24 protein-coding genes are annotated in these 26,065 nt (G+C 51.8%); 8 read left to right on the top strand and 16 right to left on the bottom strand.

The window, feature by feature from the left end; all coding sequences use genetic code 11:
- Positions 1–124 precede the first annotated feature (124 nt).
- Genes DXV75_RS08650 through DXV75_RS08640 form a run of 3 tightly spaced genes read left to right on the top strand, consistent with a single transcriptional unit; the run spans position 125 to position 2,868 of the window.
- Positions 125–910, top strand: coding sequence for an SAM-dependent methyltransferase (locus tag DXV75_RS08650; protein WP_115593005.1), 786 nt, complete (start codon positions 125–127; stop codon positions 908–910).
- Between the two features lie 21 nt (positions 911–931).
- Complete coding sequence (locus tag DXV75_RS08645; RefSeq protein WP_115593004.1) at positions 932–1,123, top strand: hypothetical protein; 192 nt, start codon at positions 932–934, stop codon at positions 1,121–1,123.
- Between the two features lie 29 nt (positions 1,124–1,152).
- On the top strand, positions 1,153–2,868 hold the full coding sequence (locus DXV75_RS08640; protein WP_147291814.1) for a GGDEF domain-containing protein: 1,716 nt from the start codon (positions 1,153–1,155) through the stop codon (positions 2,866–2,868).
- Positions 2,869–2,932: 64 nt separating this feature from the next.
- On the opposite strand, the gene lipA is transcribed toward DXV75_RS08640, so the two are convergent.
- From lipA to DXV75_RS08570, 14 genes are all read right to left on the bottom strand, one after another.
- Positions 2,933–3,895 carry a lipoyl synthase gene (gene lipA / locus DXV75_RS08635; RefSeq protein ID WP_115593002.1) on the bottom strand — a complete coding sequence of 321 codons (963 nt, stop codon included), beginning with the start codon at positions 3,893–3,895 and terminating at the stop codon, positions 2,933–2,935.
- Positions 3,888–4,550: a lipoyl(octanoyl) transferase LipB gene (lipB, locus tag DXV75_RS08630; protein ID WP_115593001.1), complete on the bottom strand. Its 663-nt coding sequence runs from the start codon at positions 4,548–4,550 to the stop codon at positions 3,888–3,890. The genes lipA and lipB overlap by 8 nt, the downstream gene beginning before the upstream one ends.
- Positions 4,551–4,814, bottom strand: coding sequence for a DUF493 family protein YbeD (gene ybeD / locus DXV75_RS08625; RefSeq protein WP_115593000.1), 264 nt, complete (start codon positions 4,812–4,814; stop codon positions 4,551–4,553). It lies immediately after the preceding gene.
- A gap of 90 nt (positions 4,815–4,904) precedes the next feature.
- Positions 4,905–6,101, bottom strand: coding sequence for a D-alanyl-D-alanine carboxypeptidase family protein (locus tag DXV75_RS08620; RefSeq protein ID WP_115592999.1), 1,197 nt, complete (start codon positions 6,099–6,101; stop codon positions 4,905–4,907).
- 260 nt (positions 6,102–6,361) lie between these two features.
- Positions 6,362–7,210, bottom strand: a complete 849-nt coding sequence (locus DXV75_RS08615; RefSeq protein WP_115592998.1) for a septal ring lytic transglycosylase RlpA family protein — start codon at positions 7,208–7,210, stop codon at positions 6,362–6,364.
- Positions 7,210–8,325: a rod shape-determining protein RodA gene (rodA, locus tag DXV75_RS08610; protein WP_115592997.1), complete on the bottom strand. Its 1,116-nt coding sequence runs from the start codon at positions 8,323–8,325 to the stop codon at positions 7,210–7,212. Before rodA ends, DXV75_RS08615 begins: the two co-directional genes overlap by 1 nt.
- Positions 8,322–10,229, bottom strand: a complete 1,908-nt coding sequence (gene mrdA, locus DXV75_RS08605) for a penicillin-binding protein 2 (RefSeq protein ID WP_115592996.1) — start codon at positions 10,227–10,229, stop codon at positions 8,322–8,324. The genes rodA and mrdA overlap by 4 nt, the downstream gene beginning before the upstream one ends.
- A gap of 5 nt (positions 10,230–10,234) precedes the next feature.
- The gene (rlmH, locus tag DXV75_RS08600; protein ID WP_115592995.1) at positions 10,235–10,705 is read right to left on the bottom strand and encodes a 23S rRNA (pseudouridine(1915)-N(3))-methyltransferase RlmH; all 471 of its coding nucleotides are present in this window, start codon (positions 10,703–10,705) and stop codon (positions 10,235–10,237) included.
- A 135-nt stretch (positions 10,706–10,840) separates the two neighbouring features.
- Positions 10,841–11,158, bottom strand: a complete 318-nt coding sequence (gene rsfS / locus DXV75_RS08595) for a ribosome silencing factor (RefSeq protein WP_115592994.1) — start codon at positions 11,156–11,158, stop codon at positions 10,841–10,843.
- Between the two features lie 26 nt (positions 11,159–11,184).
- Complete coding sequence (gene nadD / locus DXV75_RS08590; protein WP_115592993.1) at positions 11,185–11,838, bottom strand: nicotinate-nucleotide adenylyltransferase; 654 nt, start codon at positions 11,836–11,838, stop codon at positions 11,185–11,187.
- Positions 11,835–12,869, bottom strand: coding sequence for a DNA polymerase III subunit delta (holA, locus tag DXV75_RS08585; protein ID WP_115592992.1), 1,035 nt, complete (start codon positions 12,867–12,869; stop codon positions 11,835–11,837). The genes nadD and holA overlap by 4 nt, the downstream gene beginning before the upstream one ends.
- 6 nt (positions 12,870–12,875) lie before the next feature.
- Complete coding sequence (locus tag DXV75_RS08580) at positions 12,876–13,397, bottom strand: LPS-assembly lipoprotein LptE (protein ID WP_115592991.1); 522 nt, start codon at positions 13,395–13,397, stop codon at positions 12,876–12,878.
- The gene (gene leuS, locus DXV75_RS08575; RefSeq protein WP_115592990.1) at positions 13,397–16,000 is read right to left on the bottom strand and encodes a leucine--tRNA ligase; all 2,604 of its coding nucleotides are present in this window, start codon (positions 15,998–16,000) and stop codon (positions 13,397–13,399) included. The genes DXV75_RS08580 and leuS overlap by 1 nt, the downstream gene beginning before the upstream one ends.
- 126 nt (positions 16,001–16,126) lie before the next feature.
- A complete protein-coding gene (locus tag DXV75_RS08570) occupies positions 16,127–16,663 on the bottom strand; it encodes an SRPBCC domain-containing protein (RefSeq protein ID WP_115592989.1) in 537 nt (178 codons plus the stop codon).
- Between the two features lie 123 nt (positions 16,664–16,786).
- Here DXV75_RS08570 and DXV75_RS08565 point away from each other — a divergent pair, with 123 nt between their 5' ends.
- On the top strand, positions 16,787–19,186 hold the full coding sequence (locus DXV75_RS08565) for a Lon protease family protein (protein WP_115592988.1): 2,400 nt from the start codon (positions 16,787–16,789) through the stop codon (positions 19,184–19,186).
- Positions 19,187–19,214: 28 nt separating this feature from the next.
- Here the strand turns inward: DXV75_RS08565 and DXV75_RS08560 are convergent, their stop codons facing one another.
- Positions 19,215–19,991 carry an SDR family NAD(P)-dependent oxidoreductase gene (locus DXV75_RS08560; RefSeq protein ID WP_115592987.1) on the bottom strand — a complete coding sequence of 259 codons (777 nt, stop codon included), beginning with the start codon at positions 19,989–19,991 and terminating at the stop codon, positions 19,215–19,217.
- A gap of 98 nt (positions 19,992–20,089) precedes the next feature.
- A complete protein-coding gene (yhbY, locus tag DXV75_RS08555) occupies positions 20,090–20,383 on the bottom strand; it encodes a ribosome assembly RNA-binding protein YhbY (protein ID WP_115592986.1) in 294 nt (97 codons plus the stop codon).
- Between the two features lie 578 nt (positions 20,384–20,961).
- Here yhbY and ftsH point away from each other — a divergent pair.
- The 4 genes from ftsH (at position 20,962) to tpiA (ending at position 26,064) form a co-directional block, all read left to right on the top strand.
- A complete protein-coding gene (gene ftsH, locus DXV75_RS08550; RefSeq protein WP_115592985.1) occupies positions 20,962–22,911 on the top strand; it encodes an ATP-dependent zinc metalloprotease FtsH in 1,950 nt (649 codons plus the stop codon).
- 125 nt (positions 22,912–23,036) lie between these two features.
- Entirely contained in the window at positions 23,037–23,861 is an 825-nt protein-coding gene (gene folP, locus DXV75_RS08545; protein ID WP_115593072.1) for a dihydropteroate synthase, read from the top strand.
- A gap of 21 nt (positions 23,862–23,882) precedes the next feature.
- Positions 23,883–25,226, top strand: coding sequence for a phosphoglucosamine mutase (gene glmM, locus DXV75_RS08540; RefSeq protein WP_115592984.1), 1,344 nt, complete (start codon positions 23,883–23,885; stop codon positions 25,224–25,226).
- 97 nt (positions 25,227–25,323) lie between these two features.
- Complete coding sequence (tpiA, locus tag DXV75_RS08535) at positions 25,324–26,064, top strand: triose-phosphate isomerase (RefSeq protein ID WP_115592983.1); 741 nt, start codon at positions 25,324–25,326, stop codon at positions 26,062–26,064.
- Position 26,065: the final 1 nt, after the last annotated feature.

The raw sequence follows: 26,065 nt of genomic DNA, 5'->3' as shown, positions 1-26,065 counted from the left end.
CTGCAGAGCGGGTGTTACATTAGCGTTAATTTTTGCTTGCCTGACGGACATCGTTTGGCATAATGGTTTTGAATAACAACAGGGTATGTTGAGCAATACGCAGAGCAGTACGCGGAGCAGTAGTATGAATAATAACAAGGGCAGTTTGGTGTGTGTAGGCCCGGGAATGACATTAGGCGCACACATTTCCCAGCGGTGCCGCCATCATATTGAAAGTGCCGATGTGGTTTTCACCAGTTGCCACCCGATAATGGAAGACTGGATAGCCACCATGAACCCGGATGTGCGTTCGTTGCAGGGTATGTACGGTGAAAACAAGGACCGCCGCATTACCTACCAGGAAATGCACGAAGCCATAATGGCGGAAATTCGCGCCGGCAAGCGTGTGGTGGGGGCGTTTTACGGCCACCCCGGAGTGTTTGCCAAAGTACCTCACCAGGCCATAGCCCAGGCCAGAAAAGAAGGCTTTAACGCCCACATGGAGCCGGGCATATCCGCCGAAGACTGCCTGTATGCCGATATGGGCATAGACCCGGGCACCTACGGCTGCCAGCATTTTGAAGCCAGCCAGTACATGTTTTACAACCACATTATTAACCCTTATTCCTATGTGATCCTTTGGCAAATTGCGCTGGCCGGCGATTTGAGCATTTCCAAACGGGTCAGCAGCGCCGCCGAGCGCCAGGTGCTGGTAGACATGCTATTGGAGCACTATACCCCTGAGCACAAGGTTGGCCTGTACGAGTGCCCTTCGCTGATCACCGACGCCGTGCGCATGGACTGGATTGAATTGAAAGACCTGGCCACCGCCGAGTTAAACCCGGTTACAACTATGGTGATACCGCCGGGCAAGAAATTGCTAAAGAACGAACAGATTGTTGCCCAGCTAGCGGCAATCAACCAGATTTAACCACCCACAAGGAAAGAGAGTATGTCTGCAGTAGAAACGTTAGAAAAACTCGCCATTGATGTGAATGCCACCTGGGAAGATTTGACTGAAAAGCAACGACAAGAAATTGAAATGTTGAAAGCCAGTGCTAAAGTCATGAACCTATTTATGACCGTAACGGATCCCGACAGTCCAGAAGAAGAGCCAGTTGACGCGCCAGATAAGGAATCTTGAGGGGTATAATAGTTCGCGGTATTAAATTTTTGAAAAAGCAATCAATAGCAATATTTTTTTTAGCAATATTTGTTGCCTGCCCATGCTGGGCGGGCAACGCTCTACTAAAAAAAATTGATTCCATAAGGCTTACGGATACTGAAAAAGCTGCTGCTTTGATGGAACAAGTTGAGATAAGTAGCCTGTCGGAACAAGAGCGTTTTTTCTTTGAATATCTTCAGGCTTACTTTTCTACGTTCTCAGGAGATTTAGCCCATACATTGAATCTATACAGTGATTTGTTGCCCAATTTGGCTCCAGGTGAGCTCAAAATTCGTACTCTCGGATCAATGTTAAACATTGCTACATCTATGAGTAAATGGCAGCAAAGTTTTGAATTAGGTAGTATTTTAGAGAGTGAGCTGCAGGGGCCCTACAGTCTAGAATCTAAATTCAATGCTTATCATAATTTGGCTAAAGCAAAATTATTTGCAGAGCAATATTCTTTAGCAAAATATTATGTAGAAAGAATGCTTGATGGAGTATTTGACAAAGCTAGTCACCGGTGTATCGCTTACACTACTCAAAACGAATTTTTAGATCGGATTGATGAATATCCATTAGATTTTGAAAGCAGAGCAAATCATGCAATTTCTGAGTGTAGGGCTGCGTCACAATCATTTTACGAAATCCTAAATCAGCATTTGCTTTTTCGATATTACATAAGTAACAGCCAGTTGAATATTGCGGACTCTTTAATTGTTAAAATCAAGCATGGTATTGAACAATTTGGTTTCGTCTACGCCGATTCCGCTATCCGCAGCGCCTTTGCCGAATATTATCTGTTGAAGCAGGATTTACCCACCGCCCGTGAGCAGGCGTTAAAAGTTATCGATGCCGACCCTAATGAGCAGTATGCCGAGACCTTAATTACTGCCTACACAACCCTTGCGGAAGTGGCGAAACGGGAGGGCAATTTTGAGCAGGCCTACCAGTATCTGAACAAAAAAACAGAGCTTCGGGATTCGTTTCACAAGCAAAGTGTGGCCAAATCCCTGGCCATCCAGCAGGCCAAATTCAATCTGGCCGAAAAAGAAAGCGAGCTGGCCCTGATGAGCGAGCGCTACAAGCTGGCCAAGGCTGAATCGGAACTGTCGGTGGTGCAACTAAGAAACAACCGTTTGTTACTGGGGCTGGTGTGTGTGTTGCTGGCAGGGCTGTGTTTGTGGTCGTTCCGCAACCGTACCGTACAGCAGCGTTTGCGCGTGTTAGCCACCACCGACCCCCTAACCGGCCTATACAACCGTGCTCACTTTACCGACATTGCCGATGGCTTTTTGCAGTCGGCGAAACTCAATAATCAAACGGTTTCTTTGATGCTGTTGGATTTAGATCATTTTAAACGGGTGAATGACGATTTCGGCCATAAGGTGGGAGACTGGGTGCTTCGCGAAGTGGTGCGTTACCTGCACGAACTGGCACCAAAATCCGCCACGCTGGCCCGCATGGGCGGCGAAGAGTTTGCAGTGCTGCTGAGGGAAACGTGTTCCGATGAAGCGATGAAACTGGCCGAAGTGTGCCGCACCGCAGTGGAAACCCTGGAAACCCATATGACCGGAAAAAAATTCAATCTGTCTGCCAGCTTCGGGGTGTGCGATACCAATCAAACCGGCTACAAGCTGGATACCTTACTGTCTGCCGCTGATCTGGCGTTGCATCAGTCTAAAAAATACGGCCGCAACCACGTTTATCAGCACGCCAGTTAATTCGGCGCATGATTTCTGGGTACAAAAAAACCACCGGCGCCGGTGGTTTTTTTGTATTGAAGGCTTACTTTACTTCTTTTCCCGCCGCCTGCTGGTCGGCGTGGTAGCTGGAACGCACCATGGGGCCACAGGCCGCATGGGTAAAGCCAATTGACTTGGCGTAGTCGCCCAGCTGATCAAACTCGGTAGGGTGCACGTAGCGCTTCACCGGGTAATGGTGGCGGCTGGGTTGCAGGTACTGGCCCAGAGTCAGCATGTCGACATTGTGGGCGCGCAAATCGTCCAGTACGCCTTGAATTTCTTCGTTGGTTTCACCCATACCCATCATCAGGCCGGATTTGGTCAGAATTTCAGGGTGCTGCTGTTTGAACTTTTTGAGTAAGTCGAGTGACCACTGATAGTTAGCCCCCGGACGGCATTCACGGTACAGGCGAGGAATGGTTTCCAGATTGTGGTTGAACACATCGGGAACGCCGCTCTTGAATATCTCCAGCGCCCGGTCCATACGGCCACGAAAATCCGGTACGAGCACTTCAATGGTGGTAGAAGGGCTGTGTTCTCGAATGGCGTTAATGCAGTCAACAAAATGCTGGGCACCACCGTCACGCAAATCGTCGCGGTCTACCGAGGTGATCACCACATAACGCAGTTTCATTTCTGCAATGGTTCTGGCCAGCTTTTCCGGCTCCTCGGCACTGGGGGGCAGGGGCTTGCCGTGGGCAACGTCGCAGAACGGGCAACGGCGGGTACAGATGTCACCCAAAATCATAAAGGTGGCGGTACCATGGTTGAAACATTCCGCCAGGTTCGGGCAGCTGGCCTCTTCACACACCGAATGCAGATTATTCTTGCGCAGGGTTTGCTTAATGTGATCAATGCGGTCTGTGGTGCGGGGCAGCTTGATTTTGATCCACTCTGGCTTACGCAACATCTCTTCTTTCTCGGTGGGGATGATGGTCACCGGGATGTGTTTGACTTTTTGATCATCGCGGAGCTTAACTCCGGCCTTGGGACGTGCGTTACTCATCAAAACCTTCTTTGTGTTGGGTGTGGCTTATGTTCAGTTCTGCCAGCAAATGTTTTACCAGTGCCGGGCCGGCTTCAGAAAGGGCCTTCGGGCCTCCCAGGCGGCTGGTGTCGATCATTTCCATACCCGCATACCCGCAAGGGTTAATGCGGTTAAACGGAGCCAGATCCATATTTACGTTCAGTGCCAGGCCGTGAAACGAACAGCCCTTGCGAATTCTTAAGCCCAGCGAGCAAACCTTGCGCTCGTCAACGTACACGCCGGGCGCTTCCTTTTTGGCGTACGCTTCTACCTGATAATCGGCAAGCAGGGCAACCACCGCATTTTCCATCGCCGTAACCAAGTGGCGCACACCCAGTTTACGGCGTTTGATATCCAGCATCAAATACAGTACCTGCTGGCCCGGGCCGTGGTAGGTAACCTGGCCGCCTCTGTCTACCTGGACCACCGGAATGTCACCGGGCATCAGAATGTGCTCAGCTTTACCGGCCTGGCCCTGGGTAAATACCGGCGGGTGTTCTACCAGCCAGATTTCGTCCTGTGTGCTGGTGTCACGGGTGTCAGTAAGTTGCTGCATGGCCTGCCACACAGGCTGGTAGGGCTGGCAACCGAGCTGGCGTATCACCAGAGCCGGTGGTAATTCCTGTGTGGTCACTTACAGAACAACCCTCACCAGTTCGATTTTCGCCAGTTCAGTGTAAATCAGTTCCATGTGTTCCTTGCTGGTGACGCGTACGCTCACCGATACCGAATGGTAATTCCCTTTACTGCTGGGTTTTACGGTGGGGGAATAATCGCCCGGTGCGTGCTGTTGCAGGCACGCAATCACCTGGGTGGGTAAATCTTCGTGTGCCACGCCCATGACTTTGAAAGTTTGATGGGTGGGGAACTCGAGCAGTTCATCGAAACGGGTATCCATGAGATATCCTTGACTTCAAGCAGTAAAAACAAAAACGGCCGGATTGTATCAAATCAGGCCGCTCTAGAATAGCTGGATTCGCTGATGATGTTATTCGTCGTCCCAGCCAATTTGCAGCATGATGTAGTCTTTCATGCGGCTGAAAAAGCCCCCTTCATTTACTTCCTGAAGGGTAACCAGCGGGTATTGGGCCACATCTTCGCCATCCAGCTGAATGTAGAGCGTACCGACAACCTGGCCTTTGGCGAGCGGCGCTTCGAGCTTGTCGTTAAGCTCAAAGTTGGCCTGCAGGTTTTCGGTTTGTCCTCGGGGGATGGTTATGGGGGTAGATTGGTTAATTCCAAGGTCTACGGTTTCACGATCGCCCATGTAAATGCGGTGCGCTACAAAGCTTTCACCGGCTTTGTAGGGGGTTACGGTTTCATAGAAACGGAAGCCGTAGCGCAGCAGCTTTTTGTTTTCTACCTTGCGGGCGCGTTCGCTGTCGGTGCCCATTACCACAGAAATCAAACGCATACCGCCTTGTTCAGCCGACGTGATCAGGCTGTAACCGGCATCGGAGGTGTGGCCGGTTTTAATGCCATCTACGTTCATGCTTTGGTCCCACAGCAGGCTGTTGCGGTTGTACTGCTTAATGCCGTTGTAGGTAAATTCCTTTTCACTGTAGATTTTGTACATTTGTGGCGTTTCGTTGATCAGTGCCTTGGACAAAATCGCCATATCACGAGGGCTGGTGTAATGGTCCGGGTCGTGCAGGCCGTGGCTGTTAACGAAGTTGGAAGCGTTCATGCCAAGCTCTGCCGCGTGAGCGTTCATCATGCTGGCAAAGGCGCTTTCCGAACCGGCAATGTGTTCGGCCATGGCCACACAGGCGTCGTTACCCGATTGCACAACAATACCGCGCAATAAATCGTGTACAGAAACCTTGGTGCCCACTTCAATGAACATTTTTGACGAGTCAGGGAATTTTTTCGCCCAGGCATTTTCCGATACAGTCACTTCGTCATCCATGCTGATGTTGCCTGCCAGCAGTTCCTTGCCAATTACGTACACTGTCATGATTTTGGTCAGGCTGGCCGGAGCAAGTTGCATATCGGCGTTCTGTTCGGCAATAACGTGCCCGGTCTGATGGTCCATCAGTACAAAGCCTTTGGCCGCCACGCTGGGGGCGGGTGGGATCACCACGGCGCTGACGGCCTGAACACTGGTCAGGGTCAGCAACAAACCGAGCAGGCTCAGGAAAGCGAAAACAGGATAGGATCGAGCGCGATTTATTTTTTGGTGCATGATTCAACTATTACTTTTTAAAAAATTTATACGATTATCACGGTGCGGGCACAATAGAATTTGATCAGGTTCGGGTTAGCGAACAAACATTCTCATGGTAATCAGTACCCCTGGTCAGGGAATTCTAACGTAAGCCCTGAACTAGGACTAGGCTTTGGCGGAAAAGTTTAGCGAATTATCGCAAATACTTGTAATTTAAGCCGGATTGCCAGATTGTTGGCCGTTTTACGCCAGTTTTGGTACAGCTGTGGCGCTGAACATTACAGCCTGGCTTCGACTGTGTAGGCCTCGGGGTAGCCGTTACGTTTGAGTTCTTCAAGTAACATTTTTACCTGAAAGCGGTCGGAAAGCGGGCCAAGCAGCAATTTGTACATGTTGTCGACCTGGGCCATTTGTGCCGGAACCTGATACAGTGATGACAACACCGATGATACCGATTCTGCCCGCTTAACATCGCTCAAAGCCGCCACCTGAATGTACCATTCCGGTGCGCCGGTCAATTCGGCCTCGGCGGGCTTTTTGGGTTCGACCAGACCGGCGTATTCGGCGTACGTCACCGTGGGCTGGCTGCCAACCGTCACGTTGTCGTTTTCATCAAAATAAATCACTTCCAGTTTAACTTTTGCCGTGCCTTTGGCCTGGTAGCCGAGCTTTTTGGCGGCCGCGTAAGAGAGGTCGATGATTCGGTCAGAGTGGAATGGGCCGCGATCATTTACGCGAACAATTGCCTGGGTGCCGTTTTCCAGGTTGGTTACCCGCACATACGAAGGAAGGGGCAGGGTTTTGTGGGCGGCGGTCATGGCGAACATGTTGTAGGTTTCGCCGTTGGATGTCAGATGGCCATGAAACTTCTGCCCGTACCAGGAAGCGAAGCCGGTCTGCTCAAACCCTTTGCCGGATTGCATGGGCTCGTAGCGCTTGCCCAGCACTTCATAGGGACGGCTGTTGAACTGGCGGTAAGGCTCATATTTGGGAATGGCATCCTGAAACGAAGGTTCTTCGTAGGCAAAAGTTGGTGCGGAATCCTGCTGCTGGTGGTAACGCCCGGCAGACTGACACCCGGCCAGAGCCAGCAATCCCAACACAGAAAGATAGCGTAACGTGCGCATCAGCGTGACAAAAACCGTTTTTGAGTGCCAATGGCCATCAGAATGCCAAATCCTGCCATCAATGTCACCATGGATGTGCCGCCATAACTCACCAGCGGCAGGGGAACACCTACTACCGGCAGCAGGCCGGATACCATGCCCATATTCACAAATACGTACACAAAGAAGGTCAGGGTGATGCTGCCCGCCAGCAGTTTGCTGTAAGCGTCCTGTGCACGGTTGGCAATGATCAGCCCGCGAACAATGATGAACACGTAAATAGCCAGCAAGCCCAGCACACCTAAAAAGCCAAATTCTTCACTGAAGACGGAAAAGATAAAATCGGTGTGGCGTTCAGGCAAAAATTCCAGCTGCGACTGGGTGCCCTGCAGCCAGCCTTTGCCCTCAAACCCGCCTGAACCGATGGCAATTTTGGACTGGATGATGTGGTACCCCGAACCTAAGGGGTCGCTTTCGGGGTTCAGAAAGGTGAGTACCCGTTGTTTTTGGTATTCTTTCATGAGGAAGAACCACAAAATGGGCAGGAACGCACTGCCAAGCAGGGTAACAAAGCCGATAAGCCGCCAGCTCATACCGGCCAGAAAAATGGCGAAAATACCTGAACTGGCAATCAGCAATGAGGTGCCCAAATCCGGCTGTTTGGCAATCAGAATGGTAGGGGCCACCACCAGAACAAAACCAAAAAATACCGGCAGGGTTTTTGGTGGCAGGGTAAATTTGCTGATGTACCAGGCCACCATCATGGGTACCGCAAGCTTCATAAGCTCAGAAGGCTGAAAGCGGATCACGCCCAAATCCAGCCAGCGCTGGGCGCCTTTACCCATATCACCAAACAGCAAAACGGCCAGCAACATCAGTAACCCGGCGGCATACGCGTAAACTGAAAGCCTGCGATAGGCCATGGGGGGGATTTGTGCCATAACCAGCATAACCAGCAAAGCCAGCCCCAGGCGGGCTATCTGGCGTTTTATCTGGCCAAAATCCTGTCCGGATGCCGAGTAGAGCACGAACATACCCACGCCCATCAGGGTGAGCAGACCCAGCAACAACACAGCGTCGATGTGGATACGCTGCAGAAAGTTGCTCTGGTTGGCTTTCAGGGTTGATTTTTTCATTCGGCGCCCTCCGATCTTGTCGCAGAGATGGCTTGCCGGTTTGGAAATTCGTGGTGACGGAAATAGAAATCCATGATTTCCCTGGCTATTGGTGCGGCATTGGAGCTGCCGCCGCCGGCGTTTTCCACCACCAGCGATACGGTGACCTGAGGGTCTGAGTATGGCGCGAATCCAACGTACATGGCATTGTCACGCAGCCTTTCCGACACATCCTCGGCTTCGTATTCTTCATCCTGACCAACGGTGAACAACTGGGCGGTGCCGGTTTTTCCTGCCGATATATAAGGCGTATCGGAGAAGGCATGCCTGGCGGTACCGTCTTTGCCGTTAACCACTTCATACATTGCCTTCAGCACCAAATCCCAGTTTTTGTGTTCGGAAACCATGATGGGGCGCAGGGTTTTGAGTGGCTCCAGACTGATCTCACCGTTGTCGTGCATAAAGCCGCGCAGAATTTGGGGTACAAAGCGTTCGCCATGGTTGATTAAGGCATTAATCGACTGGTTCAGCTGAATTGGGGTGGCGGTCCAGTAACTTTGGCCAATGCCTACCGGAATGGTATCACCAATGTACCAGGGCTGGTTAAAGCGGGCACGCTTCCAGCCCCGGCTGGGCATATTCGCGTCTGATTCCTCGTACAGGTCGATGCCGGTGTAGTCTCCAAAGCCGAATTCAGACATGGCTTCGCTAATTCGGTCAATACCAAGCTGGTAGGCCAGATCGTAGTAGAAGGTGTCGCAGGAAACCTCAATGGCTTTGGTAACATCCACTTTGCCGTGGCCCCATTTTTTCCAGTCCCGCCACACGTGATCAACATTGGGTAACTGGTAGCGCCCGCGATCATTGATGGTGGTTTTGGCATCTATCACTTTCTGTTCCAGCCCTAACACCGCCAGATGGGGCTTAATGGTGGAGGCCGGAGGATACTGGCCCTGGGTAGCACGGTTTATGAGCGGGCGGTCAGGCGAATTCAGCAGGGCAGAGTAATTGGTTCGGCTGATTCCATGAACAAACAGGTTGGGGTCGTAGCTTGGGCTGGAATACATGGCCAGAACGCCGCCGGTTTTCGGTGACGTTACCACAATGGTGCCACGCTTTCCTTCCAGTGCCTGTTGTGCCGCCAGTTGCAGTTCGATATCGATATTCAGCACAATATCCCGGCCCGGGACTGGCGGGTCTACGTTCAGCGTGCGGATTATCCGGCCCTGATTGTTCACTTCCACCTGCTGATAGCCCACAGTACCGTGCAGGACTTCTTCGTGAAATTTTTCTATCCCCAGTTTGCCGATGTCGTAAGTGGCGGCGTAATTGGCTTCCTGGCCGGCCTCAACGATTTTCTGCAGGTCTTTTTTGTTGATTTTGGCCACATAGCCCAGTACATGAGTCAGGGCATCGCCATAGGGGTAAAAACGTGACAGGCGGGCTTCAATTCCAACACCGGGAAACTGGTGCTGATGGGCAGAAAAACGTGCCACTTCCAGCTCGGTAAGCTGGGTTCGCAATGCCACTGGCTTAAACCGGCGCTGGCCTCTCAGGTTACTGAAAAAGTTTTCTTTCTCTTCTTCGGTTATACCCATGAGCTCGGTGAGCTGGGTGATGGTTCCTTCGAGATCATCGATTTGTTCCGGTATCAGCTCAAGGCTGAAAACCGGCCGGTTCTCAGCCAGCAAAACGCCGTTGCGGTCGTAGATCAGACCGCGATTGGGAGCGATAGGCAGTACTTTTATGCGGTTGCCGTTTGAACGGGTCTGGTAATCCTCGTGCTGGCGGATTTGAAGTACATAAAGGTTGCTGATCACGATGCTTATCAGCAGTAGCACTATCAGCATGGCAATCATTGCCCGGCGGGCAAACAAATTGGCTTCAGCGGTGTGGTCGCGAATGGTCTGGCGTTTGCGCGGCACTGCGATTACTCCCGGTGGTACGGGTGATTTTGGGTGACAGACCAGGCCCGGTAAAGACTCTCTGTGATCAGAATGCGTACCAGCGGATGGGGCAGAGTAAGTGGCGACAGCGACCAGCGCTGTTCCGAAATTTCGGTGCATTGCGGGGCCAGGCCTTCCGGCCCGCCTATGAGCAAACTGACGTCGCGGCCGTCCATTTTCCAGCTGTCCAGTTGGCGGGCCAACTGAGGGGTATCCCAGGGTTTACCGGTTACCTCAAGTGTGACAATGCGGTTGCCTTTCGGGATTGCGGCGAGCATGGCGTCGCCCTCTTTACTCAGGATGCGGGGAATGTCGGCGTTTTTGCCCCGCTTGCCGGCTGGAATTTCGGTGAACGAGACCGGCATGTCAGCCGGGAATCGGCGCAGAAATTCATCCACGCCCGCATTCACCCAGTTTGGCATTTTTGTTCCAACAGCAACTATCTGAATACGCACTGCTTCAGTACTTCCTTACAGTAATTAAAGATAACGACACCGACCTGAGGAATGGTTTCACACGCTACTATGCCACGCACCCACTAAAAAAGCAGCCCGGTTTGAATTCGAGGGCTGTACCGACCTGTTCCTGTGCTAGGACCAGAGCTTTTCCAGCTGGTAGAAGTCGCGGGTTTCGTCCTGCATCACGTGGACAATGATTTCACCCAAATCCACCAGTACCCATTCGCCAGTGTCTTTGCCTTCTACATTCAGCGGTGCCAGGCCTGCGTGCTTTGCTTCCAGCATCAGGTTTTCAGCTATGGCAATCACATGTCGCTTCGAATTACCGGAACACACAATCATGGTATCGGTAATACTCGACTTGCCTTTGACATCCAGTTCAATAACGTCGCGGGCTTTCATGTCGTCAATCTTGTCGATTACGAATTGTTTGAGTTGTTGACTCTCCAAAAGTACTCCTCGCTTACTGACCTGCTTTAACGATACAGGCCGTGTTGTTTAATATAGTTTAATACAGGCGGATATAACCACTTCTGCCATTCCTGTGTCAGGCACTCGGTTGCCCGGTTTCGCAACCAGCTTGAAGAAACCGGAACATCGTCAGTCTGGGCAATGTATATTTTGCCCGCGGGTGATTTCATCAGGCTCTGCGGCTCACTGGTGCCGTGCTCTGCCAGAAGGTTGCTGACGGCGCTTTCTGGCTGGGAATGAAACGATTTCCTTTGCAAGATCACCAGATGGCACAACTGCGTAAGTTGCTGCCATTCATACCAGCTCGGAAGGCTGATGAACGAATCCCAGCCCATAAAAAAGCATACGGGCTGTTCGCTGTCCAGGCGGTCTCTGAGTGCGCGGAGCGTTTTAACCGAATAGGACGGTTCTGGCAAGGTTAATTCAATCAGTTCCGGGTACAATCTGGGGTCGGCCTGGCAAGCCAGCTTTACCATGCTGACTCTGTGTTCCTCACTGATACCATTGGTACTCTTGTGCGGAGGCAGCTTGCAGGGCATCAGGCCGAGCTTGCCCAGACCAATGGATTGCAGTGCCTGCAACGCAGGCTGAATATGACCGAGGTGGGGGGGGTTAAACGTCCCTCCGAGCAATGCTACGGGTGTTACGGGTGACGTCATTGCTCAGTCTCGAGTACCGGGAAATGGTCCAGCGGAATACCCATAAACAGCATGCACAGGTGGCAAAGTTTGATATAGGGCCGTTCGATAACGCTTTGTTTAAAAGCCAGGTCAGCGGCCTGCAAATGTTGCTGCAGGCGTTTGAGTTTAGCCAGCGGCAAGCGGGACAGGGCGGACTCGTAGGCCGCCTGGCGGTTGCGCCAGATCCCGAATTTTTGCCATTGAACCGGCTGCCCCGATTGTCGTACAACCTGCAGCGACCAGAGGGTTTGCCATTCACGGACCAGCGCCCATATCAGTATATTGGGCTCGATGCCTTCGCTCTCCAGCCGGTATAACATCTTGACGCAACGTTGTTGCTCGCCACTGAGCATGACATCCACAAGCTGAAATACGTTAAACCGTGACTGGTCGACCATGGCCTGCTCCAGGTCTTTTTCCGATATGGCGCGGTTTTCAAACAGCAGCGAAAGCTTGTCGATTTCCTGTTTGGCTGCCATCAGGTTACCTTCGCAGTAATCGGCGATGAACTTGATGCCGGGCGGCGTCAGATTAAGGCCCGCTTCTGCAACCTTTTGCTGCAGCCAGCCATGCAGTGATTTTCCCTCTAACGGATAGCACAGGGAGTGTACGCCAATGTCGTCGAGCACCTTGAACCATTTGGCTTTCTGTACGTCCTTGCCAATGCGGGGGCCATGCACAATGAGCAGGGTATCCGGCCCGAGCATAGGAGCCACTTCCTGCAATATTTTTGAGCCCTCGGTCCCCGGTTTTCCGCTGGGCAGTTCCAGTTCAATTAATTGTTGCGAAGCGAACAGCGACAGGGTCTGGGTAGCTTCAATCAGAGCGCCCCAGTTGAAATCCTTGTCGGCCACCAGTACGGTACGTTCGGTAAAACCGGCGTTACGGGCTTGTTCCCGCAACTGCTGGATGATTTCAAATTTTTGCTGGGGTTCGTCGCCGAATATCAGATAGCAGGGTTTTAGGCCCTGTTTGAGTTCATTGGCGAAACGGTTAGGGTAGACCTGCATGCGGAATTACTGAACCGGCACGGTTTGAGTTGCCTGGCTGGGCAGGCGGCGAATGATGCGGTCGGCGGCTTCGCGACGCATTTCATCGAGGACCAGATCCAGTTCCCGGCTTTTGGCCAGCACCTGATCCGGATCATCCTGATAATCCCTCAGTATTTCAAAATAGGCAGGTATTGGCTGCTGGCCCGGGAAGGTTACTTTGTAGCGCACACCGAAAATCAGTTCGTATTCCGCTACCTGCCCGGTGGAAAACACGGAAAGCAGCCGGCGTTCCAGTTGTTCAGGTAAGAGTTCAATAACCACAAACGACTGCTGTGCCTCAGTAGGGTAGTTACTGCCACCTTCAATGTCGTAGACCTCCAGCCGCTTGTCCAGGCTGCGGGCAAGCGGTGCATGGGGTTCCACCGAACGGATGACCACATAGTTGGCGTCTTCCGGCAGCGACTGAGTCCCGCGCAGATGAAAGCCGCACCCGGCCAGGAGAATGCTGACCAGTAACGCTGTCATTAACAGGCGGGCAGCACTCATCAGTTTGCCACAATGTTGACCAGCTTACCGGGCACCACAATCACTTTGCGGATGGTTTTGCCTTCGGTGAACTGCTGTACGTTGGGGTGTGCTTCAGCCTGTGCCTGAACCTGTTCTTTGCTGGCATCGGCGGCAACAGTGATCTTGGCTCGCACTTTACCGTTTACCTGCACAATGATCAGCTTCTCGTCTTCAACCAGAGCATCTTTGTCGGCAACTGGCCAGGGCTGGGTTTCAACGTCATTGGTATGCCCCAGTGCTTTCCACAGGGTGTGGCTCAGGTGCGGCGTAATGGGGTTGAGCAGCAGCAAGACAGATTCGATGGCCTCACGCATGACAGCGCGATCCTGATCGCTGTCCTGAGGCGCTTTCTGCAAGTGGTTCAGCAACTCCATAACCGCAGCAACGGCGGTGTTGAAAGTCTGGCGGCGGCCAAGGTCGTCAGTGACTTTTTCGATGGTGCGATGCACTTCACGGCGCAGTGCCTGCTGATCTTTGTTGAGCTGCGATTTGTCCAGTGCTGCCGGTGCTTCAAGCTCCAGATGTTCGCTGACCAGTTTCCAGATGCGGCGCAGGAACCGGTGTGCACCTTCCACACCCGAGTCGACCCATTCCAGAGTCTGTTCTGGCGGCGCGGCAAACATGGTAAACAGGCGAACGGTGTCGGCGCCGTACTGGTCGATAACCTGTTGCGGGTCGATGCCGTTGTTCTTCGACTTGGACATCTTGGTCATACCGCCGTGTTGTACCGGCGTACCGTCTGCAGTCAGCCAGGCTTTGGTGATGCGACCTTTGTCGTCTTTCTCGGTGCTTACCTCGGTAGGCGAATACCAGGTTTTCTTGCCATTGCTGTCTTCACAGTAGTAGGAATCGGCCAGCACCATGCCCTGGCACAGCAGGCGTTTGTATGGCTCATCCGATTTTACCAGGCCTTCGTCACGCAGCAGTTTGTGGTAAAAGCGTGAATAAAGCAGGTGCAGGATGGCGTGTTCGATACCACCAATGTACTGGTCTACCGGTAGCCAGTAATTGGCCTGGCTTGGATCGAGCATGCCGGTGTCATTTTGCGCGCACGCATAACGGGCGTAATACCAGGAAGACTCCATAAAGGTGTCGAAGGTATCGGTTTCACGCAGGGCAGGCTGGCCGTTGTATTCGGTTTTGGCCCACTCCGGGTCGGCCTTAATGGGCGAAGTAACACCGTCCATTTCCACATCTTCGGGCAGGACTACGGGTAGCGACTGAGCTGGTACCGGAACCGATTCACCGTTTTCAAGGTTCAGCATCGGGATGGGGGCACCCCAGTAGCGCTGACGGCTTACACCCCAGTCGCGCAGGCGGAAATTGACTTTGCGTTTGCCGTGGCCGAGTTGCTCCAGCTTGGTGGCGATGGCATCGAACGCGGATTGGAAATCCAAACCATCAAATTCACCGGAATGCACCAGACTGCCTTTTTCAGTATAAGCGGCAGTGGTTAAATCGCAGTTTTCCTGCGCGCTGCTGCCCGGTTCAATAACCTGCCTGATGGCCAGCTTGTATTTGGTGGCAAATTCCCAGTCGCGCTGGTCGTGGCCCGGTACGGCCATCACAGCGCCAGAGCCGTAATCCATCAGCACAAAGTTGGCGACCCACACCGGCACCTGTTCGCCGGTAAGCGGGTGAATGGCATAGATTCCGGTAGCACAGCCCTTTTTCTCCATGGTAGCCAGCTCAGCCTCGGCAACCTTGGTGTTTTTGCATTCATCGATAAAAGCCGCCAGTTCAGGGTTGCTCTGCGCGGCGAATTCGGCAATCGGGTGCTGGGCAGCAACAGCCACATAAGTTACGCCATATACCGTATCCGGGCGTGTGGTGTAGACCGTTAAGTCGCTGACCTCACCAACCGATTCGGCCAAATCAAAGGTGATTTCGACCCCTTCAGAGCGGCCAATCCAGTTGGCCTGCATGGCTTTAACCTGATCCGGCCATTCTTCCAGCTGGTCCAAATCACTGAGCAACTCTTCGGCGTAGTCAGTAATTTTGATAAACCACTGAGGAATTTCTTTTTGTTCCACCAGTGCACCGGAACGCCAGCCGCGGCCGTCGATGACCTGTTCATTGGCCAGTACGGTCTGGTCTACCGGGTCCCAGTTAACGGTTGAGTTTTTCTTGTACACCAGGCCTTTTTCATACAGGCGGGTGAAGAACCACTGTTCCCAGCGGTAGTAATCGGATTTACAGGTGGTGACTTCGCGATCCCAGTCGTAGCCAAAGCCCAGTGACTTAAGCTGGCCTTTCATGTAGTCGATGTTGGCGTAAGTCCACTTGGCCGGGGCGGTGTTGTTATTGATTGCTGCGTTTTCAGCAGGCAGGCCGAATGCGTCCCAGCCCATGGGCTGCAGAACGTTTTTGCCCTGCATGCGCTGGAAACGGCTGATTACGTCGCCGATGGTGTAGTTGCGTACGTGACCCATGTGCAGGCGCCCACTGGGGTAGGGGAACATGGACAGGCAGTAAAATTTTTCTTTACCTTCCTGTTCTGTCGCTTTGAATGACTGATTTTCTTCCCAGTATTGCTGGACGGCTTGTTCGATGTGTTTCGGGTTGTACTGTTTATCGGCCATGAAACTTAGGCTTCCGCATATAAATAAGTGACTTCTTGATAAGCGGCATAGAATACCCCAGCGGCTAGGGGGGGAACAATACCATGGGCCGGTTTGCAGGCAATAAATTGTTCAGGTGGTGAGTTTTTATTCAGGTGCGGCAGGTGTTGAACTTTGCAGAAAGTGTTTGAGTGCTGATAACTGCTGATGCTGAACTTTATCGACGACCGGAGCCAGTTGCTCAAAACCCTGAGGAGAATAGCCGTGCACCTGATAGGTCAGAGTAACTTCTGACCCTTCCACCAAGGGAATGATTTGCCAGTTCAGAGCACCGTATATGCCCATGCCCTGCAACGGTCCCAGTCCTCCGGTCATTAACAGGCGCTGGTGGGGCTCTACAAAGCTGATGCGCATGTGTTCGGCACTTCTGTTGTCGCTCAGCTCGCAAAAGCAGCCACCGGCAACGGCATCAATGGAAAATGTACCCTGCCACCAGCTGTGATCTTTTGGCCACCACTGATCAATGTCATTAACCAGCGCTGCCCAGATTGCTTCGGCAGAGTGGGTGGTCTCAAAACGATTTTTGATAATGAACCCCGACGGGGATACCGCAACCAGTTCGGACCATGCCGGGCCTGCCAGCAACATCATACAGGACAATACAAAGGGCTTGATTTTGTTCATTTTGCAGCAGTAGTGGCGGGATTTTGCACAGATTAGCCCTGTGTTTGGCCAAACTCAAGGATAAGCGTTTGACAGCGGGGGTGAATCACGTTTCACTTAACAAAAAATCAGAATGTGTAGACTATGCCCGGTGTAGAGTTCGTACCGCCGCTATCCCCCAAAAGCTTAACTCCAAGCCTGAATCGGCGGATCATCAATAAGGCGCTCAATGATGAAGAAGCGCTCAATACCACCTTTATTGGCCAGGAACGCGCCCGCGAAGCCCTGATGTTCGGTTTGGGTATCGATGCCAAAGGCTACAACCTGTACGTTATGGGCGAACAGGCCACCGGCCGCTTTACCCTGGTTAAAGACTACATTGAACGCCATGTCAGTGCTTTGAGCACGCCGGACGACTGGATTTACATCAATAATCTGGAAGAAGAGCGTGAGCCTGTGGTGCTGAGAATGGCGCCCGGCGGCGGGCGACAACTGGCGAAAGACATCAGTGCCTTGATAGACGATTTGCTCGATACCTTTCCGGCGGCGTTCGATAACCCGGGCTATCAGCGCCGTAAAGCGGCCATCGGGCGCGAGTTCGACCAGAAGTACGACAAAGCCATTGATGCGGTGGAGCGTTACGCCCAGGCCAATCAGGTTGCGCTGTATGAAGAGGGCGGCACCATCAGCTTTTCGCCGATAGTGGATGGCAAGCCCATCAGCGATACGGAATTTGCCAATTTGTCCGACGATCAGCGCCAGTATTTTTATGATCTTATTGACGAACTGGAAAACCGCTTAAGTGAAAGTCTGCTGAGCCTGCCGATCTGGAAACGGGAAAACTCCGAGCGTATTCGTGAACTGAACCGGAATACTGTTGAGCAGGGCATCAAGCCTTTGCTCAAAGCCCTGGAGCACAAGTATGCTTCCGATCTCGGTGTTCTCAAGTATCTGCGCCAGTTGCGTTCGAGCCTGATTGACGCCATTGTTGAATTGCTGGCGGAAGACAGCAAGGAAGACAAACTGGATGAAATGGACCGGCGTTTGCACCTGGAGGAATCGTTTTTGCCCAATGTGCTGATTGGGCATAAAATTGATGATGGTGCTCCGGTGGTGTACGAACCCAACCCGACCTACCAGAATCTGTTTGGCAAAATAGAATACACCAACATCCACGGCAGTGTGTTTACCAACTACCGTATGATTCGCCCCGGCGCTTTGCACAAGGCGAATGGGGGTTACCTTCTACTTGATGTTGATCAGCTCATTGAGCAGCCCTACGTTTGGGATACCCTCAAGCTGGCGATAAAATCGGGTTTCATAAAGATGGACCTGCCCCAGCAGGATGTGGGCATGGTCAACGCCATTACTCTTAATCCCCAGCCTATCGAACTCAATATCAAAGTTATTTTGATGGGATCCCGCGAGCTTTACTATACGCTGCAGGATTATGATGATGAGTTTGACGAGCTGTTTCGGGTGCTGGTGGACTTCGACCTTGAAATTCCAGTTAATCGTCAGTCGCTGTTTGATTTTGTCGGGCGGGTGCGCATGCATCTGATTTCCTCTGGCCTGCAGGGCGTCAGCGCAGAAGCCATGCATCGGCTGGTGGAATTTTCCCTGCGTATGGCCGAGCATCAGTCCAAGCTGTCGGCCCATTTTGCCGAAGTCATCGAGCTTATCAATGAAGCGCATTACTACTGTCGAAAGGCTGGCGACACTCAACTTCAGCTGCAGCATCTCAATACCGCACTTAGGGGCAAGAAACACCGTACAGGCAGGGTGAGCCAGACATTACTTAACGATATTAAGGAAGGCCATGTTCTGATTGCCACTGAAGGAACTGCAGTAGGTAAAGTGAACGGGCTCACGGTGCTGGAAATTGGTGATACGGCGTTTGGCACGCCGGCGAGAATTACCTCTACCGTGTACGCCGGGGCCAGTGGCGTAGTGGATATTGAACGGGAAGTGGAACTGGGTCAGCCCATTCATTCCAAAGGGGTTATGTTGCTCACCGGCTACCTGGGCCACAAGTACGCGCAGCATTTCCCGCTCACTTTGTCGGCCAACATTGCTCTTGAACAGTCCTACGGGCATATCGATGGTGACAGTGCGTCACTGGGTGAACTGATTGCCCTGATATCAGCGTTAACTGAAATACCTGCTACCCAGGCTCTGGCAGTTACCGGCTCCATAAACCAGTACGGAGAAGTTCAGGCTGTGGGCGGAGTAAACGAAAAAATCGAAGGCTTTTTTGACCTTTGCCAGCATCGTGGATTAACCGGAAACCAGGGGGTAGTGATCCCCAAATCCAATGCCGTGAATCTGGTGCTCGACAAAGTGGTGATCGATGCGGTTAAAAAAGGGCTGTTTCATGTTTACGCGGTGGAAACCGTGGATGAAGCGCTGGCACTGCTAATGGGGCGTGAAGCGGGCACTCTTTCCGGTCGCGGCCGCTATCCAAAAAACACCATCAACTACCATGCGGTTAACCGTTTGTATAACATTTCACTTATTGTAAACGGCGGCGAAGAAGACCACTGACAAATCGCAGCGGTCTTTGCAGGGATTGTTATTTCGGGCCCATCCGAAGGGCTCCGTCGAGGCGAATGGTTTCACCGTTCAGATAGGCATTTTCGGTCAGGTGGATGACCAGACGGGCGAATTCTTCAGGCAGCCCCAGCCGTTTGGGGAAGGGTATGCTCGCTGTCAGCGCATCCTGAACAGTTTCTGGCATTGCCAGCAACATTGGGGTGCCCATTACGCCGGGCGCGATGGTATTCACTCTTATTCCCAGGCCAGCCAGGTCACGGGCCATTGGCAGGGTCATACCAATAATGCCGGCTTTACTGGCAGCGTAAGCAGTCTGGCCGATTTGGCCTTCATAGCCCGCAATGGAAGCGGTGTTGATAAGAATACCGCGCTCACCATGTTCATTGCATGGGTGTTGTGAAGCCATGGCCGCCGCGACCAGACGATTGACGTTGAAGGTTCCGACCAGATTAATATCCAGCGTGGACTGAAATTGTGCCAGCGGAGCAGGATGATTGTCTCTGTTGAGTGTACGCTGTGCAGGAGCGACTCCGGCGCAGTTGACACACACCCGTATCTCTCCAAATCGGGATTGAACTTCAGCAATGGCCTGTGAGACAGACGCCTCATCCCGAACATCGGTGGCACAGAATAAGGTATCCGTTTTGCCCAGTTCATCGGTGCGCTGAGCGCCCAGTTCTGTATTGACGTCGAACAGCGCGACCTGCATGCCTGCGTTACGCAGGGCAATGGCAGTGGCCAGGCCCAAGCCAGAACAGCCACCGGTGACGATGGCAGTAGATTGGGATAATTGCATGATTATTCCTGTTATTTTTATGTAGGGTCAACGCCAGTGTACTGATGGCTTGAGTGGAAAACCATGTTGGCAAACAGGAATCAGAGAAATAACGGGTGTTACTTTGGCAACTGAATTTTACGCTCTTCGCTGGGGCGGAACAGCACCAGTGTGTGGCCAATTACCTGGACTTTTTCAGCACTGGTTTCACGTGCGATGGCATCCATAATCAGCGCTTTTTCCTCACGATCATCAGAAGGCACCTTTACCTTAATCAGTTCGTGATGACCCAGTGCCAGATCTATTTCTGCCACAACCCCTTCTGTCAGGCCATTGGCGCCCAGTTGAACTACGGGCTTCAGAGAATGGGCCAACCCCTTCAGGTACTGCTTTTGTTTGGTTGATAATTTCATTAATGATGAATTCTTACAATTAAACGGTCGGTTAAGAGTTGAAAAACCGTATTCTAACGCCATCTTGCTAACAATCCTATCGGCAATACGATGGAATGATAAAAATAAACCAGTACGGGTGGTAATTAGAAGTTACGTTTTACCGTGTCGCCCCGGGTTGGATGCACCAGCATTTTTATTTTTCAGGATGAACAGTTTTAGCTGATGTGGCGTATTTTAAGGGAACACAGGCAAAGGTGTGTTGTCAGAAACGAAAGTGTTTCTGGTTTTACCTCCGGGTTGAGGCAGGTGGAACCCAAGCTAACGTGAACTCTGCAAAACGGAAGGTGGCCTGACCGTTTTTTTACGTTGTAACGTGGCTGCATTTCGTGTTGGCTCAAACTGGAAGGAAACACCGCCCAGGTGGGCTTGTAGTGAGGCAGGTATTGGGTGGCTAGCGGGTACAAAGTGTAGTACCCTTCAGATAGACAGCGAATTTCGTGACGGGATGCGTTAAGTTCGGAAAATTAACATATTTTTGGTAAGAATATTGCTTAGTTTTCGCTTGAGGTTTCCGGTTTTTATTGAGGTTAGTAGCATTGAGCGATATGGCAAAAAATTTAATCTTATGGTTGGTCATCGCCGTTGTGTTGATGTCCGTTTTCCAGAGCTTTTCACCCAGTGAATCGTCCCGGGCGCAAACCGACTACACAACATTCCTGAAAGAAGCGAGTCAGGGCAACATTCGGGAAGTCCGAATAGACAGTGACGCCCGCGAGATTCGTGGTACCAAGCGTTCTGGTGAGTCCTTCGTTACCTACATTCCTTATTTCGACGATCAATTGATTTCAGACCTGGTCAAAAAGGATGTACGAATTCTGGGTGAACCACCGGAAAAGCCTTCTATATTAACTTCCATTTTCATCAGTTGGTTCCCCATGCTGCTCTTGATTGCAGTGTGGATTTTCTTCATGCGCCAAATGCAGGGTGGCGGTGGCCGTGGGGCTATGTCCTTCGGCAAAAGCAAAGCCCGGTTGTTGGGTGAAGATCAAATCAAGACCACGTTTGCCGATGTGGCAGGCTGTGATGAAGCCAAGGAAGACGTTGCCGAATTGGTTGATTTCCTGCGCGACCCTTCCAAGTTCCAGAAACTGGGCGGTAAAATTCCAAAAGGCGTACTGATGGTTGGCCCTCCGGGTACCGGTAAAACCCTCCTGGCCAAAGCCATTGCCGGGGAAGCAAAGGTACCGTTTTTCACCATCTCAGGTTCTGATTTCGTTGAAATGTTTGTTGGTGTCGGTGCCAGCAGGGTACGCGATATGTTTGAGCAGGCCAAAAAGGCTGCGCCCTGCATTATCTTCATTGATGAGATTGATGCAGTCGGTCGTCAGCGTGGCGCTGGTTTGGGCGGTGGTCACGACGAACGCGAACAAACTCTCAACCAGATGCTGGTGGAAATGGATGGTTTTGAAGGGCATGAAGGTATAATTGTAATTGCCGCTACCAACCGTCCGGATGTTCTGGACCCTGCGCTTTTGCGTCCGGGTCGTTTTGACCGCCAGGTAGTGGTTGGGCTGCCGGACATCCGCGGGCGTGAACAAATTCTTAAAGTTCACATCCGCAAGGTACCGGTTGCTGACAACGTTGAACCTTCCGTTATTGCCCGAGGTACACCCGGATTTTCGGGTGCCGATTTGGCTAACCTGGTAAATGAGGCTGCTTTGTTTGCTGCACGAGCCAACAAGCGCCTGGTAAGCATGGAAGAGTTTGACAAGGCGAAAGACAAAATCATGATGGGTGCCGAGCGTAAGTCCATGGTGATGTCGGAACAGGAAAAGGCCATGACGGCTTATCACGAAGCGGGTCACGCTATCGTAGGGCGTCTGGTTCCGGAACACGATCCGGTCTACAAGGTTTCTATTATCCCTCGTGGTCGGGCGTTGGGTGTAACCATGTATCTGCCTGAGCAGGACAGGGTGAGCCATTCCAAACAGCATTTGGAAAGCATGATTTCTAGTCTGTTTGGTGGCCGGATTGCGGAACAAATCATCTATGGTGATGATAAGGTCACTACCGGGGCTTCTAACGATATCGAGCGAGCTACGGAAATTGCCCGCAAGATGGTGACCCAGTGGGGCTTGTCCAGCAAAATGGGGCCAATGCTTTATGCTGAGGAAGAAGGCGAGGTATTCCTCGGTCGCTCTATGTCTAAGGCGTCTCACATGTCTGACGATACCGCCAGAGCCATCGATGCTGAAATCAAAGCCATCATTGACAGCAATTACGACCGCGCGAAGCGGATCCTGCAGGAAAATATCGACATTCTGCACACGATGAAAGATGCGTTGATGAAGTATGAAACCATTGATGCCAAGCAGATTGATGACCTTATGGCTCGCAGGGATGTTCGTCCTCCTGCTGACTGGGATGACCGCGCACCATCGGGTGATGATAAACCTACTGGAGGTAAACCTGCCCGTGAAGGTGAAATTACCGATGACGGTGTAGACAAGCCCTCTGTAGGCAAACCCGGTGATTTACCCGGTTAATTGTTCAAAGCGCCAGTTGCACAACTGGCGCTGTTTTATTCCCTTCTCTAAATACCAGCGTGATCTTCTTCTGAATTTAAGTTTGTTCACTGGCAGGTTGGTTTTTCGTAAGCAATAAGATGATTATGTTGTTCCAGTCCCAACGCGCAGATTTTAGCACTCCCCAGGTAATGGGTATCCTGAATGTCACACCAGACTCATTCTCTGACGGTGGCAGGCATAACCGCTTTTCAACCGCTATAGAGCATGTACATCGTATGGTGGAAGCCGGTGCCCGGTTTATTGATGTTGGTGGGGAGTCAACCCGCCCGGGAGCGCCGGATGTAAGCGAGGATGAAGAGCTGGAGCGGGTGATTCCGGTTGTTGAAGCCCTTGCGGGGCAGATTGATGCAATAATTTCGGTTGATACCAGTAAAGCGCGAGTAATGCATGAAGCGGTAAAGGCGGGTGCCGGACTGATTAATGATGTACGGGCTCTGCAGGAAGACGGTGCGTTAGATGTAGCTGCGAGTACTGGTGTACCAGTGTGCCTGATGCACATGCAAGGGCAGCCCAGAACCATGCAGGCTGCACCGCTTTACAATGATGTAGTCAGCGAAGTCCAGGCCTTTTTGCTGCAGCGTGTGGACGCCTGTATTGCGGCTGGCATACCAAAACAAAACATAATACTTGATCCCGGTTACGGATTTGGCAAATCCCTGGACCACAATTACCAGTTGGTGAATGGGTTGCCCGCTATAATCAGCATGGGGTTTCCGGTGCTGGTTGGAATGTCGCGAAAATCCATGATCGGGAATTTATTGAACCGTGGCGTGGAACAGCGCTTGGCGGGAAGTGTCGCACTGGCTACAATTGCCGCCTCAATGGGTGCCCATATCATTCGGGTTCATGATGTTAAGGAAACGGTGGACGCCGTCACCATTGTAAACAAGCTAAATACATTAAAATAGATAATAACAACGGAGTTGATCATGGGGCAGCGCAAGTATTTTGGTACAGATGGAATTCGCGGTAAAGTTGGTGAGAGTGCCATTAACCCGGAATTTGTTACCAAGCTGGGTTGGGCCGCCGGTAAAGTACTGGCCGGGCAGGGGACCAATAAAGTCCTTATCGGCAAGGATACCCGCATATCCGGCTATATGCTTGAGTCGGCGCTGGAAGCCGGGTTGTCTGCAGCCGGAATTAACATTGGCCTGCTGGGCCCCATGCCAACGCCTGCCATTGCCTATCTGACCAAAACATTCCGCTCTGAAGCAGGTATTGTGATTAGCGCATCGCATAATCCCTACTACGACAATGGCATCAAGTTCTTCTCTTCCAAAGGTTTTAAACTCGCGGATGACATCGAACTGGCCATCGAGGCGATGATGGAAAAACCCATGGAGTGTGTGGCGTCCAACCAATTGGGCAAGGCCAGCCGTGTTACCGATGCCTCCGGCCGTTATATTGAATTCTGTAAAGCCACTTTTTCTTCCGAGCTGTCTTTGCGCGGGTTAAAGATCGTAGTGGATTGTGCCCACGGTGCGACCTATCATATTGCGCCAAACGTGCTGCGTGAGCTGGGAGCCCAGGTTATTGAAATTGGCACTTCGCCCAATGGCCTGAATATTAATGACGGCGTTGGGGCAACCTCCATGCAGGCAACTATCGACAAGGTCAGGGAAACCGGTGCCGATTTAGGCTTTGGCCTTGATGGGGACGGTGACCGGATTATGATGGTTGATCATCTGGGCAACCTCATTGATGGCGATCAAATCCTGTATATGGTTGCCCGCGATGCACTGAAAAATGGTCGTATGCAAGGCGGGGTTGTTGGTACTCAAATGAGTAATCTGGGGCTGGAAAACGCCCTGAGCAAACTCGGAGTGCCTTTCGCGCGCAGTAAGGTTGGCGATCGTTACGTGATGGAATTACTGCAGCAAAAGGGGTGGGCTATTGGTGGAGAAAGCTCTGGCCATATACTTAACCTGAATATTGCGTCTACTGGTGACGGTATTGTAGCGGGCTTGCAGGTACTTGCTGCGATGTTGCGCTCCAGTATGGACCTGCATGAGCTAAGCAGCGGGTTTGAGATGTACCCCCAACAGCTGATCAATATTCGTTATCAGGAATCGACTGAAAACCCTGTCAACGGCAAAGCCGTTCAGGATGCGGTGAAAGAAGCAGAAAATTCGCTGGGGAAACGTGGGCGGGTTCTGCTACGGAAAAGCGGCACAGAACCGCTTATTCGTGTGATGGTCGAGTCGGATGACGAGCAGGCTTCACTGCAATGGGCTGAGTTTATTGCCGATGCTGTACGCAAAGTGGCCAATTAATTGATAGAGTGGCAGATTTCGATATTTCTGCTTGTATATTTTTTTGGGAATCGTTAATATCACGCCCGCTCTCGGACAGGGCTAAGGTAAAAAGAAGATGAATAAGGAACTAAGAAAGCCGCTTGTGGCAGGTAACTGGAAAATGAACGGAAATCGTTCATTAGTTCAGGATTTCTGTAAATCACTAGCCGGTTCAGAGCAGGTTGATATTGTAGTATGTCCTCCTTGCGGTTATTTGTCTTATTTTGACCAGGCATCGTTTGCTTTGGGTGCCCAGGACGTAAGCCATCTGAATAACGGTGCGCATACGGGTGATCATTCTGTTGAAATGATCAAAGAACTGGGTTGCAGGTATGTTATCGTTGGCCATTCGGAGCGACGTGAAGATCACCAGGAAAGCAGCGAACTGGTCGCCGAAAAAGCTTTGGCTGTCCTGACTGGTGGGCTGACACCTATTGTGTGTGTCGGTGAACCTTTGGACATCCGCGAAGACAATAAAGAGCAGGAATTTATTGGTAAGCAGCTGACTGCGCTGTTTGATAAAATTCCAGCGGAGCTGCTGAGCCAGTGTGTTATTGCCTATGAGCCAATATGGGCCATTGGGACCGGTAAAACCGCTTCCCCTGAGCAGGCTCAGGAAGTGCATAAGTTTATTCGTGATGAGCTGGCAAAAGTCGGCAGCTCTGTGGCGGAAAAAGTCAGAATTTTATATGGTGGCAGCGTGAAGCCATCCAATGCATCCGAATTGTTCAATCAGCCCGATGTGGACGGTGGATTGATTGGTGGAGCAAGCCTGACTACCGAAGATTTTACAGCAATTTGCCAGTCGGCAAACTGAT

Source organism: Alteromonas aestuariivivens (genome assembly GCF_003367475.1).
Lineage (GTDB): Bacteria > Pseudomonadota > Gammaproteobacteria > Enterobacterales > Alteromonadaceae > Alteromonas > Alteromonas aestuariivivens.
This window is presented reverse-complemented; position numbering and strand designations above follow the sequence as displayed.

Bases quoted from the DNA above. Each gene is read 5' to 3' on its own strand.
- DXV75_RS08650 (WP_115593005.1), top strand. From the start codon at position 125: ATGAATAATAACAAGGGCAGTTTGGTGTGTGTAGGCCCGGGAATGACA.
- DXV75_RS08645 (WP_115593004.1), top strand. From the start codon at position 932: ATGTCTGCAGTAGAAACGTTAGAAAAACTCGCCATTGATGTGAATGCC.
- lipA (WP_115593002.1), bottom strand. From the start codon at position 3,895: ATGAGTAACGCACGTCCCAAGGCCGGAGTTAAGCTCCGCGATGATCAA.
- ybeD (WP_115593000.1), bottom strand. From the start codon at position 4,814: ATGGATACCCGTTTCGATGAACTGCTCGAGTTCCCCACCCATCAAACT.
- DXV75_RS08620 (WP_115592999.1), bottom strand. From the start codon at position 6,101: ATGCACCAAAAAATAAATCGCGCTCGATCCTATCCTGTTTTCGCTTTC.
- DXV75_RS08615 (WP_115592998.1), bottom strand. From the start codon at position 7,210: ATGCGCACGTTACGCTATCTTTCTGTGTTGGGATTGCTGGCTCTGGCC.
- rodA (WP_115592997.1), bottom strand. From the start codon at position 8,325: ATGAAAAAATCAACCCTGAAAGCCAACCAGAGCAACTTTCTGCAGCGT.
- nadD (WP_115592993.1), bottom strand. From the start codon at position 11,838: ATGACGTCACCCGTAACACCCGTAGCATTGCTCGGAGGGACGTTTAAC.
- holA (WP_115592992.1), bottom strand. From the start codon at position 12,869: ATGCAGGTCTACCCTAACCGTTTCGCCAATGAACTCAAACAGGGCCTA.
- DXV75_RS08580 (WP_115592991.1), bottom strand. From the start codon at position 13,397: ATGAGTGCTGCCCGCCTGTTAATGACAGCGTTACTGGTCAGCATTCTC.
- leuS (WP_115592990.1), bottom strand. From the start codon at position 16,000: ATGGCCGATAAACAGTACAACCCGAAACACATCGAACAAGCCGTCCAG.
- DXV75_RS08570 (WP_115592989.1), bottom strand. From the start codon at position 16,663: ATGAACAAAATCAAGCCCTTTGTATTGTCCTGTATGATGTTGCTGGCA.
- DXV75_RS08565 (WP_115592988.1), top strand. From the start codon at position 16,787: ATGCCCGGTGTAGAGTTCGTACCGCCGCTATCCCCCAAAAGCTTAACT.
- DXV75_RS08560 (WP_115592987.1), bottom strand. From the start codon at position 19,991: ATGCAATTATCCCAATCTACTGCCATCGTCACCGGTGGCTGTTCTGGC.
- yhbY (WP_115592986.1), bottom strand. From the start codon at position 20,383: ATGAAATTATCAACCAAACAAAAGCAGTACCTGAAGGGGTTGGCCCAT.
- folP (WP_115593072.1), top strand. From the start codon at position 23,037: ATGTTGTTCCAGTCCCAACGCGCAGATTTTAGCACTCCCCAGGTAATG.
- glmM (WP_115592984.1), top strand. From the start codon at position 23,883: ATGGGGCAGCGCAAGTATTTTGGTACAGATGGAATTCGCGGTAAAGTT.
- tpiA (WP_115592983.1), top strand. From the start codon at position 25,324: ATGAATAAGGAACTAAGAAAGCCGCTTGTGGCAGGTAACTGGAAAATG.